This is a genomic window from Kutzneria sp. NPDC051319, from assembly GCF_040682195.1.
In the GTDB taxonomy this organism is placed as follows: domain Bacteria; phylum Actinomycetota; class Actinomycetes; order Mycobacteriales; family Pseudonocardiaceae; genus Kutzneria.
This window is the reverse complement of record NZ_JBFBAM010000048.1, coordinates 1-14,028: the sequence shown is the minus strand read 5'-3', so window position 1 is coordinate 14,028 and position 14,028 is coordinate 1. Positions and strand designations below refer to the sequence as shown.

Genomic DNA, 14,028 nt, shown 5'->3' with positions numbered 1-14,028 from the left:
AATTCCTTGGGGGACGGTTCGGGACTACTCTTCGAGCGAAGCGCCCTCGGAGAACTGGGAGATGCGGAACACCACGAACTCCGCCGGCTTGACCGGGGCGATGCCCAGCTCCACGGTGAGGATGCCGGCGTCGCGGTTCTCCGGCGGGTTGTTCTCCTCGTCGCACTTGACGAAGAACGCCTCGGCCGGGGTGCGGCCGAACAGCGCCCCGTCCCGCCACACCCGGCGCAGGAACATGGTGATGGTGCGCTTGACCGAGTCCCACAGCTTCGGGTCGTTGGGCTCGAACACGACCCAGTTGGTGCCCTGGAGGATCGACTTCTCGACGTAGTTGAACAGCCGCCGCACGTTGAGGTAGCGCCACTCCGGGTCGCTGGACAGCGTGCGCGCGCCCCAGACCCGGATGCCCTGCCCGGGGAAGGAGCGGATGCAGTTGACCGACACCGGGTTGAGCGTGTCGTGCTCGCCCTTGGTGATGTTGAGCTCCAGCGTCACCGCGCCGCGCACGACCTCGTTGGCCGGGGCCTTGTGCACGCCGCGGGTGCTGTCGTTGCGGGCCCAGATGCCGGCCATGTGGCCGCTCGGCGGCACGAAGACCTGCTTGCCGGCCACCGGGTCGGCGACCTTGACCCACGGCCAGTACATGGCGGCGTACTTGGAGTCGTAGCCGGTGAAGTCCATCCGCCATTCCTTGACGCGCTGGGCGTTGAGGCCGGGCGGGGTGTCCAGGATGGCCACGCGGTCGGACATCAGCTCGCAGTGTGCGATCATGGCCAGCTGCACGGCCTTGACGTCGTCCAGCGAGATCTTGCCGTGCTGATAGGCGGCCATCAGGTCGGGCACGGCCAGCATGGTGACGTTGTCGATCGCCTCCAGGCCGCCGAAACCGGTGCGGTCGGCCGAGTTGCCGACGTAGTCGCCGGCGGAGACGACCTCGGCCCCGCCCGCGGGCAGGGCGACCTCGCCGATCTGCGGCACGGCGACCACGCGGCCGCCCTTGGTGTCCTCGACGGTGATCAGCTCGGACTGGGCCCGCACGACCGTGACGACGTTGTTGGCGCCGCGCTTGGTGGTGACGTTGTCGAAGGTCTCGACCGGCTGGCCGGCCCGCTTGACCACGAGCTTGAAGGTGTCGTCGGTGGGCTCGCCGGCCGGCTGCACCTCGACGCTGATGCCGGACTCGGCGCGCTTGGCCGAGACGGTCAGCGCGGCGCGGCCGTCCACCGAGGACGGCAGCTCGGCCACCGGCGCCGCCCCGTCGCCCCCGGACGCCCCGCCGACGCGGACCACGTACGCGGTGCCGCCGCCGTTGAGGAAGTAGCCGTAGACGGCGTGCGCGAGGTAGTAGCCGTCGACGAAGTCGCCGAAGGCGCGCTTGAACTGGGTCCAGCTGGTGACCAGGACCGGCTCGTTGACCGGCCCCTGCTCGGCGAATCCGACGAAGGCGGCGACCGCGGTCCCGACGGCCTCGATCGGCCGCGAGCCCGATGAGACTTCCTCCATGTACACGCCGGGCGCGAGGTAGCTGCTTGGCATCGGGCCCTCCCTGACAGACACTTGCGACCACGTCATCCTGTCCAATCAGGGGGACAGGAGGGCAGCGGCTGCGGGGCGGGACGAAGGGCGGGCAGGTCTGCCCCTAGGGGCGAGACCGATGGGTCCGAAAGGACGCCTGTCCGCCACTGCGGCCGCCGGTGTCCGACACGGACACTCGATGCTGTGATCCCAGGAGTTGACCAGTCGCTGCGCGACCTGCTGCGGAAGCGGCTGCCGGACGGTACCGCCGTTCTGCTGGCCGCGCCCGACGACAGGCAGCCGGCCGTCTCCCTCACCCTGTTCGGGCTGCGGGACGACACCGGCGGCCGGTCGGCCGGCTGGGACGACGTGCGGGGCGCGGACGGCACGCTGCTCGGTCGGCGCGCGCCGACCCGCCGCTACCAACTGTCCTATGTGGTCCAGGCCCACGCCGCGGATCCCGAGACCGAGCACGAACTGTTGGGGCAGGCCCTGATCGCCCTGACCGACGAGGACACCGGGCTGGACCTCAAGCTGGGCCAGGCCATGCCGTGCGAGCTGGGTTTCCCGCCGGTGGCGTCGTTCGTGCTGACGGTCAACGCGCTGCACACGCCGGCGCTCGACACCGAGCTGGCCAAGCCGGCCGAGGCGGTGCACCTGGGCGTGGCCAACACCGTGCGGCCGCTGCCGACCGCGTCGAACGGCAAGAAGCAGTGGTCCCGCAAGCGGATCGAGGAGACCCCCAGGAGCGAGGTGGGACAGTGAGCTTCGGGGCCAAGCAGGGGGACCAGGTCGTCGGCACGGACGTGCACATCGTGATGATCCCGTCGCCCGGCGGCCCGGTGCCGACGCCGCTGCCGAGCCCGTTCGCCGGCAAGATCACCGGCGGCTGCAGCACCAACGTGACGATCGGCGGCATGCCGGCGGCGACCGTGGGCAGCACGGCCACCAACTCGCCGCCGCACGTGCCGCAGGGCGGCCCTTTCCAGGCGCCGCCGACCAATCAGGGCACCGTCACCCAGGGCAGCTCCTCGGTGATGATCAACAACAAGCCGGCCGCCCGCGTCGGGGACCCGGTGACCACCTGCAACGACCCAGCGCCGTCGCCGACGAGCTCCATCGTCGGCGCGGGCACCGTGATGATCGGCGGTTAGACATGACAGAACCGTGGGAGCCGTTCAGACACAGCGAGACCGTCGGCATGGTCTACCAGCACGACAACACCAGCTGCTGGGCCGCGGGCATCGCCATGCTGGTCGGCTCCGACCTGGACAGCGTGCTCGGCGAGAACCGGGACGTGGCCATGACCTGGGACCACATCGAGCCGATCGCCATCCAGTGGGGCGTGCACGAGGTCTACCCGGCCTGCGGCTGGCCCTCGTACTGGGTGACCGAGCTGTCCGACCACGGTCCACTGTGGATCGTGATCAAGCAGGGCATGACCGGCCACGTCAGCCACGCCGTCGTCCTGTACGGCATCTACTCGGACGGCACCACGGCCGGCACCTGGATGTACTACAACGACCCGATCCACGGCCCGCAGCAGCTGGACTACGAGACGTTCGAGCGCTCGTTCGAGCTGGGTGCGAACTCGCGCGCCAACATCTTCGCGACCCGGTAGGAGACAACCATGACCGACACCACACCCCAGGTCAGCCAGAGCGACTTCGAACAGGCGATCCAGGCCGACGAGGGCAGCTTCGCCGTGTACAACGCCAGCGACCAGCTGGCCGGCACCGGCCCGGGCGAGGAGACCATCGGCGGCGACAGCGCCGTCGACACCATCGTCAACGTCGGCAAGACCGTGATCGACCTGCTGCACAACTCGGCCAGCATCAACGCCACCGAGTACGCCAACGCCGTGCCGGCCGGGGTCGACCCGATGACGCTGACCGGCTGGGCCTCCGAGCCGGGCAACATCAGCCGGCACTACAAGGCGTCCAGCGAGTGGTGGCGGGTGTGGCAGGCCGACTACGACTTCCAGGTCGGCGTGTCCTACTACTACGGCGCCAGCCACAACGGCGTCGGCCGCTACCTCGACTACGTGGCGCCGTGGATCTCGGTCAGCTACCTGCCGCCCGACTTCTCCGTCGACGTGCGGGTGATCGTGCCCAACCACGCGATGAACCGCGGCGACGCCAACTCGGGGCCGATCGCCGCCCTGCCGATCCAGCTCAGCGTGACGCTCAACGGGTTCTTCTCGCACCTGGTGAGCTGGAGCCAGCACTACAACGCCGAGGTCGTGGGGACCGGCGGCGGGTACTGGCACTGACCCGGAACACGCTTCGAGGGGCGGCCGTCCGCGCCGCCCCTCGAAGTGTGGGAAACCCTGATCAGATAAGGCCTTCACGCAGCGCGTAGGCCACGGCGTGCGGGCGGTTGCGCAGGTGGAAGCGGTTGGTGATGTCGTGCATGATCGCCTTCACGGTGCGCTGCGAGTAGCACAGCTGCTCGGCGATCTCCTTGGTGGAGAAGCCTTCCGCGACCAGCCGCAGCACCTCGATCTCCCGGGCGGAGGTGCCGCCCAGGTGCAGGCCGCGCGGCTCCAGCACGTTGCGCTGCAGGCGGGCGACCCGGTCCAGCAGCCGGCCCAGCAGGTCGGGCGGCAGCGCGCCGTCGCCGGTGGCGACGGCCTGGGCCAGCCGCACCAGCGCGTCGGCGGTGATCTCCGAGCGGCGGGCCACCGCGCAGACCCCGTTCTCGACCGCGGTGAGGATCTCGTTGTCGTCGATCTGCCCCGCGATCAGCGCGACCTTGCTGTGGCCGCCGCACTGCAGCGTGCGCAGCAGCTTGACGGCCTGGTCGTCGAGCCGGTCGGCGACCACGAACACCACCGCCGATCTCGCCTCCGCGCTGTCCTCGTCGACCAGCCAGACCTCCGGCCGGGTGCGCAGCGTTACGGCGACCCCGCCCTGCAGGATCGGGTCCGTGGCCCGCACGAGCACCGGGACCCGGGTCAGCGTCGTTGCCGCCGTGTCAAGTTCCATATCGCCTGTCTCCTTCGGCTGTGGAGTGCGGACGCTCACAGGAGTGGGCTTCCGTTGCTGGGAGACCTGGGGAGATCGAGGAACAACAACTTTTTCCCAGAAAATTTCTGCGACTTCTCTGCGTCACGAGATGACGGTCCAAGTTGCACTCACGGTGATGCTCTGGCCGCCGGTGGCGGTGAAGGTCAGCGTGGACCCGCCGGAGTTGTCGAATGCCGTCTGCGCCACGGTGACCGTCACCGACCCGTTCGTCGCAAGGGTTCCGCCGCCGGGCGAGACCGTGACATGGGGGTTGGAGCTGCTGACGCTCCATGTGAGCGGTCCCCCCTTCGAGGTGATGGTGACGGAGGCCTTGCCCGAGTCGAGTCGGATCTCGCGTGGTGTGACGTTGAGTGCGCCCCGGGGGACGCTGCTCGACGACGTCGGCGGGGTTGTCGTGGTCGTGGTTGTCGTCGTGGTGCTGGTTGTCGTCCTGGTTGTTGTCGCACCGGTCGTAGTGACGCCCTTGGGCGGCGCGGCCGTTCGCGACGTGGTCGCAGTGGTCGTCGGGTCCTCGGTCGTCGTGACGGTGGTGCTCGTCTCCCCGGTCGTGGTGAAGGGCGGCGGAGCCGACCCGGGATCGCTGGTGGCCAGCGGGGGCGGCAGCGCCTCTTTCTGGTCGGCCTGGATCGGCGCCAGGAAGGCGTAGGCGGAGAGCACGGCGATGCCCGTGCTGACCGCGGCGATGGTGATCCACGGCGGCCGGCGCCAAAGCTCGTTGCCCACCGGGAACCCGTTGCGGCGGAACGTTCCGGCCCGGTCGGCCAGGTCGCGCCGGTAGCTGACCAGCTCGGGGTTCTCGATGTCCTGTGTGGTCCCTTCGAGGAGCTCGGCCCCGGCCGCCAGCAACGGGATCAGCGTGAGCAGCTGCTTGGCGTTGACCCGGCGCTTCTTGTTCTCGCCGCAGGTCTGGCAGTTCTCGATGTGCCGGGCGATTCGCTTGCGCAGCAACGGGGTCAGCTGGCCGTCCCAGCCGTGCAGCATGTCGTCCAGCACCGCGCAGGCCTCCCGGCCGGTGCGAGCGACGATCAGCGCGGCCAGCGACTTCTCGAACTGCTGCCGGGCCCGGGACAGCAGGGCGTTGGCGTGGTTGCCGGAGACGCCCAGCGCCAGGGCCAGCTCGGGGCCGGACAAGCCGTGCGAGCCGGCGAGCTGGAGCACCTCGCGCTCGCTGGGGTTGAGCCCCACGACGGCGTCGCGGACCAGCCGGCGCGTCTCGTCCAGGCGCAGCCCGGTGTCCACGTCCTCGACGGGCGCCGGCACGTCGCCGGCTTCCTCCAGCGCGACCAGCCGGCGGAGGCTGCGCCGGCGGCGGTGGCACTCGTTGCGGGCGATCGCGTACAGCCAGGGGCGCAGCCGCTCCGGGTCGCGCAGCTGCGACACGCGTTCGGCGGCGACGATGAGGGTGTCGTGCAGGACGTCGGCGGCCGCGTCCCGATCCTGCAACTGAGCGACACAATAGGTGTAGAGGGGGTCGGCGTACCGCTGGTAGAGCTCGGCCCACCCCTGCCGGTCACCTTCGACGATGGCGCCGACAAGCTGCGCGTCCTGCACAATCTAGAACCGTAGGGGCGAAACGCGTGATTGACGATCAGCCGGGCGGCCCCATCGAATGCGGCCGAATCGCCGTTAGGGAAACCCCTATACAAGTGTTCAAGGGTCTCCGCTGAGCGACAGACCGGTTGACAGCGCCCATGCCGCGCGTCCCCGCGCGGCCTCGCGAAAGCTACCCAACGTCTACGCGGTGACGAGGCCGGTGCGCCAGGCCCACGCGGCAATCTCCACCCGATTTCGGGCACCGATCTTGTGCTGCACGGAGGCCAGGTGGGTCTTCACCGTGGACAGGGACAGGAACAGCGCCCCGGCGATCTCGGTGTTGGTCAGGCCCCTGGCCACCTCCCTGACCACGTCCTGCTCCCGTTGGGTCAGCAGGTCCAGCTCAACGCCGGGCCCGGTTTCCGCCGTCGGACGGGTGAAGTGCTCAAGCATCCGCAGGGTGATTTCCGGGGAGATCAGGGCGTTGCCGGCGGCCGCCGCCCGCACCGCCTCCACCAGCAGCGCCGGCCCGGCGTCCTTGAGCAGGAAGCCGCAGGCCCCGTTCTCCAGCGCCGCGTAGACGTACTCGTCGAGGTCGAATGTTGTCACCACAACTACTTTGACCGCCTCGGCCACGCCGCGCCCGGCCAGCTGCCGGGTGACCTCCAGGCCGTCGATGCCGGGCATGCGGATGTCCACCAGGCACACGTCCGGCCGCAGCTCGCGGGCCTTGGCCACGGCGGTGATGCCGTCGGGAACGTCGGCGACCACCTCGATGTCCGGCTGGTTCTCCAGGATCATCCGGAACCCCACCCGGACCATCTCCTGGTCGTCGGCGATCAACACCCGGACCTTGGTCACTTCTTCTCCTTCAGCGGCAGCTCGGCCAGCACCTGCCAGCCGCCGTCCACCTCGCCCGCCGAGAACAGGCCGCCCAGCAGCTCCACCCGTTCCCGCATGCCGATCAGACCGTATCCACCCGACCCGCCGACCGGCACGACGCGTCCCCCCTTGCCGTCGTCGCGCACCACCAGTCTCAACGCCTCGGGTGCACTGGTGAGTTCAACTGCCACCTTGGTGGGCTCGTTGGCGTGCTTGTGCACGTTGGTGAGCGACTCCTGGACCAGCCGCAACACCGACCGGCCGACCTCCTGCGGCACGGTGTCCGGCAGCTCCATCAGCAGCCCGGCCGGGATACCGGCCTGCCGGGCTCGCTCCACGGCGGCCCGCACGTCGGCGTGCAGGTCGGTGGTCGCGGTGTAGAGGGACTCACTTTCCCGCAGCGTGCCGACCAGCCGGCGCATGGCCGTCAGGGCGTCCGTGCCGGAGTTGACGATGCCGGGCAGCAGCCGGTGCGCGGCCAGCGGGTCGTTGTCGGAGACGGCCATCGCGGCCTGGGCCTGCACGACCATGCCGGTCACGTGGTGGGCGACGACATCGTGCAACTCGCGGGCCAGTTCCACGCGTTCGGCCCGCTGCGCGTCGGTGACGGCGGCCGTCAGCTCGCGCTGGCGCATGCCGGCCCGGGCCCGCAGGTAGATGCCGACCAGCACGAAGATGGCCACGACCGCCACGAACAGCGCCATGTCCAGCTGGTTGGCCCGCGAGTACAGGCTGATGTCCTCGCGGAAGACCAGCGCGAACACCGTGGCCAGGGCCAACAGGCCGAGTTCGATCACCACGGCGCCGGGCTCGGCGACAAAAACCACCGTGATGACGATGCACAGCAGGGCCAGCGTCTCCACCGGCGTGAGCGGGCCCAGCAGCGCCGTGTCGTCGGCGCGGAGCAGACGCAGCACGACGGTGGTGACGCCGATGTCGATCGAGGCGATGACCACGGCCAGCACGGGGCGCTTGGCGCAGATCACCGCGGCCACCACGATCGGCAGCACCAGGACCTGGACGAGCAGGTGGCTGCGCGGGCCGTAGACCAGGATCGGCGCCGTCAGGAACACCCATACCGCGCCCAGCCCCAGCGCGATGAACAGCGGCACGCGCAGCGCGGTCAGCAGTCGGTCCACGAAGGACACAGTACGGCCGGACACCGGCTCACTGCCTCGGCCGACCGGCTCGGCGCGGCATCGGTCATTCGGCCGATGGACGCCCGAGGTTGCGTGCTGCTCGGCCGAGGTGGCCGGGGGCCGCGCTGCGGCACCGTCTCATCCCGACGAGTTGAGGATCGATCGGGAGGCGACGGTGACACCGGTGCTCACAGGGCGGGGCCTGACCAAGAGCTACGGCGGTGTGCACGCGCTGGACGGCGTGGACATCGCGATCCAGGGCGGCGAGGTGCTGGCCGTGGTCGGGCCGTCCGGCTCCGGCAAGACCAGCCTGCTGCACGTGCTGTCCGGCATTCTGCGGCCCGACGGCGGCGATGTGTTCCTGGACGGGCAGTCCGTGGGCACGCTGTCGGAGTCGGCGCGCAGCGAGCTGCGGCGGACCGCGTTCGGTTTTGTGTTCCAGTCCGGGATGCTGGTGGCCGAGCTGACCGCCGAGGAGAACGCGGCGCTGCCGCTGCTGCTGGCCGGCATGCCGCGCCACCAGGCGGTTTCCACCGCGCGGGAGTGGCTGCACAAGCTCGGGCTGGACGGCCTGGCCCAGCGGCGGCCGGGCGAGATGTCCGGCGGTCAGGCGCAGCGGGTGGCCATCGCGCGGGCGCTGGCCCACCGGCCTCGGGTGATCTTCGCCGACGAGCCGACCGGGGCCCTGGACACCCGCACCGGCCAGGACATGATGTCCGCCCTGCTGACTTCGGCCGCCGAGTCCGGCGCCGCCGTCGTGGTCGTCACGCACGACGCCGCCATTGCCGCTCGGGCCCGGCGTGTTGTCGAGCTGAGCGATGGCCGCATCTTGCAGGAGGTCTACTCGTGAGTGTGCTGCGTATCGCGCTCGCGGTGCTGCGTAACGACTCTCGCAGCCGGGTAAGCGCAATCCTGATCTCCGTGGGGGTGGCCATCGGGGTGTCCCTGGTGCTGTGGCTGGCGTCGGCGCCGCACGCGTTGCAGCAGCGGGCCGACCGCATCGCCTGGCGGGAGAACGACAATGCGGTGAGCCAGAACGACAACCGCGCGCAGGTCGTGGTGGCCGAGAACAAGGACCAGTTCGACGGCCGCGTGATCTCACGCTTCGACGTGACCAGGGCCCACATCGGCGGTTTCGTCTCGCTGCCGCCGGGAATTCACACTTTCCCGGAGCCGGGCCAGATCTTGTTGTCCCCCGCGCTGGCGGACCTGGTGCGGGCCACTCCGCCGGAGCAGCTGGGCGACCGGTTCCCGGGCCAGCCGGTCGACACGATCGGCGAGCAGGCGCTGGAGTACCCGGGCGAGCTGGTGGCGGTCGTCGGCCACCAGCCCGGCACGATCGACGGCACGGCCCGGAGCGGGCTCGGCGGCAATGCCGGCTACGCCGCCGACAACGCCGAGATGCTCTATCTGCTGACCCGGATCGGCATGGTGGTGCTGATCGTGCCGTGCCTGGTGCTGGTGGCCTCGGCGGCGCGGCTGACCGCGACCCGCCGTGAACGCCGGCTGGCGGCCTTGCGGCTGGCCGGGGCGACGCCGGCGCAGGTGATCGGCATGGCGGCCGTGGAGACGGTGGTCGGGGCCGTTCTGGGCAGCGTGATCGCGGTGGCGGCAGCGGAGCCGTTGAGCCATCTGACAGCGCAGATTCCTTGGGGCGGCGGCACTTGGCTGGCTGGGGACTTCACGTCCGGGCCGCTGTTCGTCGGCTTCGTCGCCGTGGTGGCGCCGGTGCTCGTGGTCGCCGCGGCGGTGCTGGGGCTGCGCCGCGTCGTCGACAAGCCTTTGGTGGCCGCGGCGGAGCAATCCCGGCGCAAGATCAGCCCGGCTCGGCTGCTCGGGCTGGTCGTGGCCGGCGGTGTGTTCGTGCTGGGCCTGTCCATCGCCACCAGCGGTTACGGCGGGCGGGACCGGTTCACCGTAGTGCTGGTCGGCCTCGGGGCGGTCGGGGTGGGGCTGGTGCTGGCCGGGCCGATCGTGACGTCCATGGTCGGGCGGTATTTCGTGGCTCGGTGGCGTAAACCGTCCACGCTGCTGGCCGGGCGGCGGCTGCTCGGGGATCCGGTGGCGTCGTTCCGTGCTGCGGCGGGCGTTGTGGTGGCGGTGTTCGCGGGGTCGATGGCGTTGACCATGCTGCCGGCCTTCGACAACGCCATGCCGGTGTTCAGCGGGCCGTGGCGGGATTCGGCCGTCGTGGCGGAATCGCTGGGCCGCAACACTGACGCCGTCGGGGAGCTGCGGGCGGAGCTGGACCGTCGCAAGCTGGACGCCCAGGTCGTTCCCCTCGTGGGCGGCAGTCTCCGGTCCACTTCGGACAAGTACCAGAGCAGCTACGAGGCCGTGATCGCGCCGTGCAAGGATGCCGCGAAAGTCCTGTCAGGACTGACCGCAAGCGATTGCGCCGAGGGGCCGGCCGTGTACGCGCCGCGGGGCTACCAGGACATGCTGCACGACGTTTGGTTCACCCTGGAGCAGCATGGGCCCGACGCGGCGCAGGCGACGACGCCGCTGCCGGCGACCGTGCCGATACACGAGGTGGGCAACGGTCTCCAGCTGATAGTCATCGATCCGGCGGTATTTCCCGCACTGGCCACCAAACCGACCGGGGCCGCCGCCACCACGACACCGTCCACTCGGGACGCCGTGTACACCGCGGTGGTGCGGGTGATGCCCGATGTCTCGGTGTCGGACAACCTTCGGGACATCGCCCGGGACGACACCCTCATGGGCGATCTGCGCCGGGCGACCGCCATCGGGCTGGCGTTGATGGCGCTGCTCAGCGGGGCCAGCGCGGCCGTGGCGGCGGCCGGCTCGGTGATCGACCGGCGGCGCACGTTCGGCGCCCTGATCGCGGCCGGCACACCGGTTCGGGTGTTGGCGCGGGCGTTGCGGCGCGAGGTCGTGCTGCCCGTGTTGGTGGCCACACTGGGCGCCTGCCTGGCCGGCATGTTTGTCGGGATAGGGCTTCTCACCGTGGCGCGCAGCATCTCCGGCCATCTCGACACACTGCTCAGCCCGTGGATTCTCGCGCCGGCCGCCGCCGGTTTCGTGGTGGCGCTGGCCGCCGCGGCCGCGTGTGGACCTGTGCTTCGCACGTTCAGCGCCAAGGACTACGCGTCCGAGTGACACGCGTCACACCCAAACGGTGCAACACCATCATCGCCCCGTGACTCAAGTCCACGTGGGGGTCGTCAGTCGGGGGAAGGAACTCGAATGTTGCTCAGGATCGACCCGGTCCAAAGCTGGCTGGTGGCCAACGCGCGCACGGTGTTCGCCGTCGCCGTGGCGGCCGCCCTGGTGATGGGCGTGCTGTGGCCCGGCGGTGGACTCATCGACATGCGGGTCTACCAGGCCGGCGCGCAGACCTGGCTGCACGGCGGGCCGCTGTACACGCAGCCGGTCCTCGGGCCGATGGAGTTCACCTATCCGCCGATCGCGGCCGTGCTCTTCGCGCCGTTGGCGGTGCTTCCCCTGCCCGTGCTGTGCGTGGCGTGGGCTCTCGGCAACATCGCTCTACTGTGGATGATCGTCAAGCGCTGCGTGGAGGCCGTCGGCCTGCCGCCGCAGCTGGCGCTGGTGTTCGTTGCGGCGGCGCTGTGGCTGGAGCCGGTGCGTACCAGCCTGTTGTTGGGGCAGATCAACATCGTGCTGCTGGCGCTGGTGGCGTTCGACCTGTGTCGGAACAGGAGTTCCAAGTGGACTGGCGTGGGCGTGGGCCTGGCCGCCGCGGTGAAGCTGACGCCACTGTTGTTCGTGGTGTACCTGCTGTTCGCCCGTCGCTTCCGTGAGGCCGCGGTGGCCACGGCGACGTTCGTGGCGACTGTCGTGATCGGACTGCTGATCGTGCCCGAGGCCGCGCACTACTGGCTCGGCGGCGTGTTCGGCGACTCCACCCGGGTCGGGCCGGTGCTGAACTGGTCCAACCAGTCGATCCACGGCATGTTGGCGCGTCTGTTGGGCGAGCCCGAGTCCAAGCTGCCGTGGATGCTGCTCGGCGGGGCCGTCGCGGTCGCCGGCACGTTCCTGGCCGGCGTCGTCGACCGTCGTGGCGACCGGGTGCTGGCCATCGGCCTGGCCGGCATGACCGCGTGCGCGGTGTCGCCGTTCTCGTGGGAGCACCACTGGGTGTGGTTCGTCCCCGTGATCATCGCGCTGGCCGCCCGCGGGCTGCCGTGGTGGATTCCCGGCCTGGTGTTCCTCGCCGGCCTGGCCATGCCCACCCAGCTGCCGCCGGTGGACTTCGGGCACGGCATGAACACCGGCTTCCTGGCCTGGGACTGGCTCGACGGGTTCGGCGCCTTCGCCGTGCGCAACATGTACGTGTGGGTGTTGCTGGCGCTGCTCGTCGGGATCGGGATGCGCTATGGTCGGAGGCGGCTCGCAGGGAGCCTCCGGTCCGCGGAGAGGGTTCAACCCGCCTGAGCGGTTCCCTGGACGTGTGCCGACACCTCCTTTCAGCCTGGCTTCGCGGACGGCAGGCTCTGAAAGGAGGTCTCGGTGCCTTCGCTGCCCGATGACCCCAGTTTCGAGCACCTGCGCCACCAGGCGCGCGCCCTGCACCGCGCCGTCGCCGCCGGTGATTCCGAGGCACTGGCCCGGGTGCAGCGGTCGTTCGGGACCTTCGACCGCTTCCCGCTGGCCACCGCCCAGCTCGTCGTCGCCCGTGAGTACGGGTTCGCCAGCTGGGCCCGGCTCAAGGAACACGTGGCGGTCATCGACCGCTACCGCTGGCCCCGGCGGACCGGGATGCCGGTCGTCGACTCCCCCTCCGACGAGTACTGCCGGTTGGCCTGCCTGAACTACACCTCCGACGACCCGGCCTCGTGGGCCCGGGCCGTGCTGCCGCCCGAGCCGCACATCTGGGCCGCCGCGGCCGCCGGCGACACCGCCCGGGTCGCCGCTCTGCTGGCCGCCGACCCGTCGTTGGCCCGTCGTGAAGGCGGGCCGCACCTGTGGGAACCGCTGGCCTACGTGGCGTACTCCCGGACCGGGCGGGGCGTGCCGCTGCTGACCGCCCGGCTGCTGCTGGACTACGGGGCCGACCCCAACACCGGGTACCTGTGGGGCGGGCTGACCACCCCGTTCACGCTGCTCACCGGCTGTTTCGGCGAGGGCGAGCAGGGGCCGGTGCGGCAGCCCCGGCATCCGCAGTCCCTGGAGCTGGCCGAGATGCTGCTGCGGGCCGGGGCCGATCCCAACGACGGGCAGGCCCTGTACAACCGCATGTTCGGCACCGACGACTCGCACCTGCGGCTGCTGTTCCGCCACGGCCTCGGCCGCGGTACCGGCGGTCCTTGGCGGGCCCGGCTTTCCCTGGCCTCGCCGGCCGAGTTGTTGGCGGCTCAGCTCCGGTGGGCCGTCACCCACGACCAGCGGGACCGGGTTCGGCTGTTGGTGTCCGAGGGCGTCGAGTTCCGTGACGGCTACGTGGAGTTGGCCCTGGTCAACGGGCATGGTGCCATTGCCGACTTCTTGCTGTCCGCCGGCGCTGCGCCGGTGGAGTTGGAGCCGGTGTCGGCCTTCGTGGCCGCAGTGCTCGCCGGCGCGGCCGTCGACACGGCTGTGGTGCCCGAGGCGATCGCCGCCCGGCCCGGGCTCATCGTGTGGGCCGCCGCCAACGGACGCCTCGACGCCGTGCGACGCCTCGTGTCCCTCGGCTTCGACGTCAACGCCCTCGGCCGCGGCGACACCCCCATCGAGCAGCCGTGGCAGACCGCCCTGCACCAGGCCGCCGGCGACGGCAACCTCCCCATGGCCGAGCTGCTGCTGTCCCTCGGCGCCGACCCCTCCATCCGCGACGCCCGCTTCGACGCCACTCCCCTCGACTGGGCCCACCACCAGGGCCACCCCACCCTCGCCACCCTCCTGGCTCAGTAGTCCCCGTTATGCAGGGAAGGACGCCTTACCCGCGTTGAACGAGGGTAAGGCGTCCT

At 70.6% G+C, this 14,028-nt stretch carries 13 protein-coding genes; 8 read left to right on the top strand and 5 right to left on the bottom strand.

The genetic code is table 11. The features are described from left to right. Positions 1–24: 24 nt before the first annotated feature. Positions 25–1,536: a phage tail sheath family protein gene (locus tag AB0M73_RS33900; RefSeq protein WP_043724658.1), complete on the bottom strand. Its 1,512-nt coding sequence runs from the start codon at positions 1,534–1,536 to the stop codon at positions 25–27. 183 nt (positions 1,537–1,719) lie between these two features. Here AB0M73_RS33900 and AB0M73_RS33895 point away from each other — a divergent pair, with 183 nt between their 5' ends. From AB0M73_RS33895 to AB0M73_RS33880, 4 genes are read left to right on the top strand one after another with little or no spacing between them, the layout of a single operon-like run. Continuing rightward, positions 1,720–2,280 carry a Pvc16 family protein gene (locus tag AB0M73_RS33895; protein WP_363899486.1) on the top strand — a complete coding sequence of 187 codons (561 nt, stop codon included), beginning with the start codon at positions 1,720–1,722 and terminating at the stop codon, positions 2,278–2,280. Next, entirely contained in the window at positions 2,277–2,669 is a 393-nt protein-coding gene (locus AB0M73_RS33890) for a PAAR domain-containing protein (RefSeq protein ID WP_363899483.1), read from the top strand. Before AB0M73_RS33895 ends, AB0M73_RS33890 begins: the two co-directional genes overlap by 4 nt. Positions 2,670–2,671: 2 nt before the next feature. Beyond that, positions 2,672–3,136, top strand: coding sequence for a papain-like cysteine protease family protein (locus tag AB0M73_RS33885; RefSeq protein WP_363899480.1), 465 nt, complete (start codon positions 2,672–2,674; stop codon positions 3,134–3,136). A 9-nt stretch (positions 3,137–3,145) separates the two neighbouring features. Then, positions 3,146–3,787: a hypothetical protein gene (locus AB0M73_RS33880; RefSeq protein WP_363899477.1), complete on the top strand. Its 642-nt coding sequence runs from the start codon at positions 3,146–3,148 to the stop codon at positions 3,785–3,787. Positions 3,788–3,848: 61 nt separating this feature from the next. Here AB0M73_RS33880 and AB0M73_RS33875 read toward each other — a convergent pair whose 3' ends face one another. The 4 genes from AB0M73_RS33875 to AB0M73_RS33860 all read right to left on the bottom strand — a co-directional run bounded on the left by AB0M73_RS33875 (position 3,849) and on the right by AB0M73_RS33860 (position 8,098). Continuing rightward, the gene (locus AB0M73_RS33875; RefSeq protein WP_363899474.1) at positions 3,849–4,502 is read right to left on the bottom strand and encodes a response regulator transcription factor; all 654 of its coding nucleotides are present in this window, start codon (positions 4,500–4,502) and stop codon (positions 3,849–3,851) included. 123 nt (positions 4,503–4,625) lie between these two features. Next, positions 4,626–6,095, bottom strand: coding sequence for a sigma-70 family RNA polymerase sigma factor (locus AB0M73_RS33870; RefSeq protein WP_363899471.1), 1,470 nt, complete (start codon positions 6,093–6,095; stop codon positions 4,626–4,628). A 183-nt stretch (positions 6,096–6,278) separates the two neighbouring features. Then, positions 6,279–6,938, bottom strand: coding sequence for a response regulator transcription factor (locus AB0M73_RS33865; protein ID WP_363899468.1), 660 nt, complete (start codon positions 6,936–6,938; stop codon positions 6,279–6,281). Further along, on the bottom strand, positions 6,935–8,098 hold the full coding sequence (locus AB0M73_RS33860) for a histidine kinase (RefSeq protein WP_363899465.1): 1,164 nt from the start codon (positions 8,096–8,098) through the stop codon (positions 6,935–6,937). The genes AB0M73_RS33865 and AB0M73_RS33860 overlap by 4 nt, the downstream gene beginning before the upstream one ends. A gap of 184 nt (positions 8,099–8,282) precedes the next feature. On the opposite strand from AB0M73_RS33860, the gene AB0M73_RS33855 reads away from it, so the two are divergent. From AB0M73_RS33855 to AB0M73_RS33840, 4 genes are all read left to right on the top strand, one after another. Continuing rightward, entirely contained in the window at positions 8,283–8,948 is a 666-nt protein-coding gene (locus tag AB0M73_RS33855) for an ABC transporter ATP-binding protein (protein ID WP_052396800.1), read from the top strand. Continuing rightward, positions 8,945–11,221 carry an FtsX-like permease family protein gene (locus tag AB0M73_RS33850; RefSeq protein WP_363899460.1) on the top strand — a complete coding sequence of 759 codons (2,277 nt, stop codon included), beginning with the start codon at positions 8,945–8,947 and terminating at the stop codon, positions 11,219–11,221. Before AB0M73_RS33855 ends, AB0M73_RS33850 begins: the two co-directional genes overlap by 4 nt. An 87-nt stretch (positions 11,222–11,308) precedes the next feature. Next, positions 11,309–12,517: a glycosyltransferase 87 family protein gene (locus AB0M73_RS33845; RefSeq protein ID WP_363899457.1), complete on the top strand. Its 1,209-nt coding sequence runs from the start codon at positions 11,309–11,311 to the stop codon at positions 12,515–12,517. A 75-nt stretch (positions 12,518–12,592) separates the two neighbouring features. After that, complete coding sequence (locus AB0M73_RS33840) at positions 12,593–13,972, top strand: ankyrin repeat domain-containing protein (RefSeq protein WP_363899454.1); 1,380 nt, start codon at positions 12,593–12,595, stop codon at positions 13,970–13,972. The last annotated feature ends 56 nt before the right edge of the window (positions 13,973–14,028 follow it).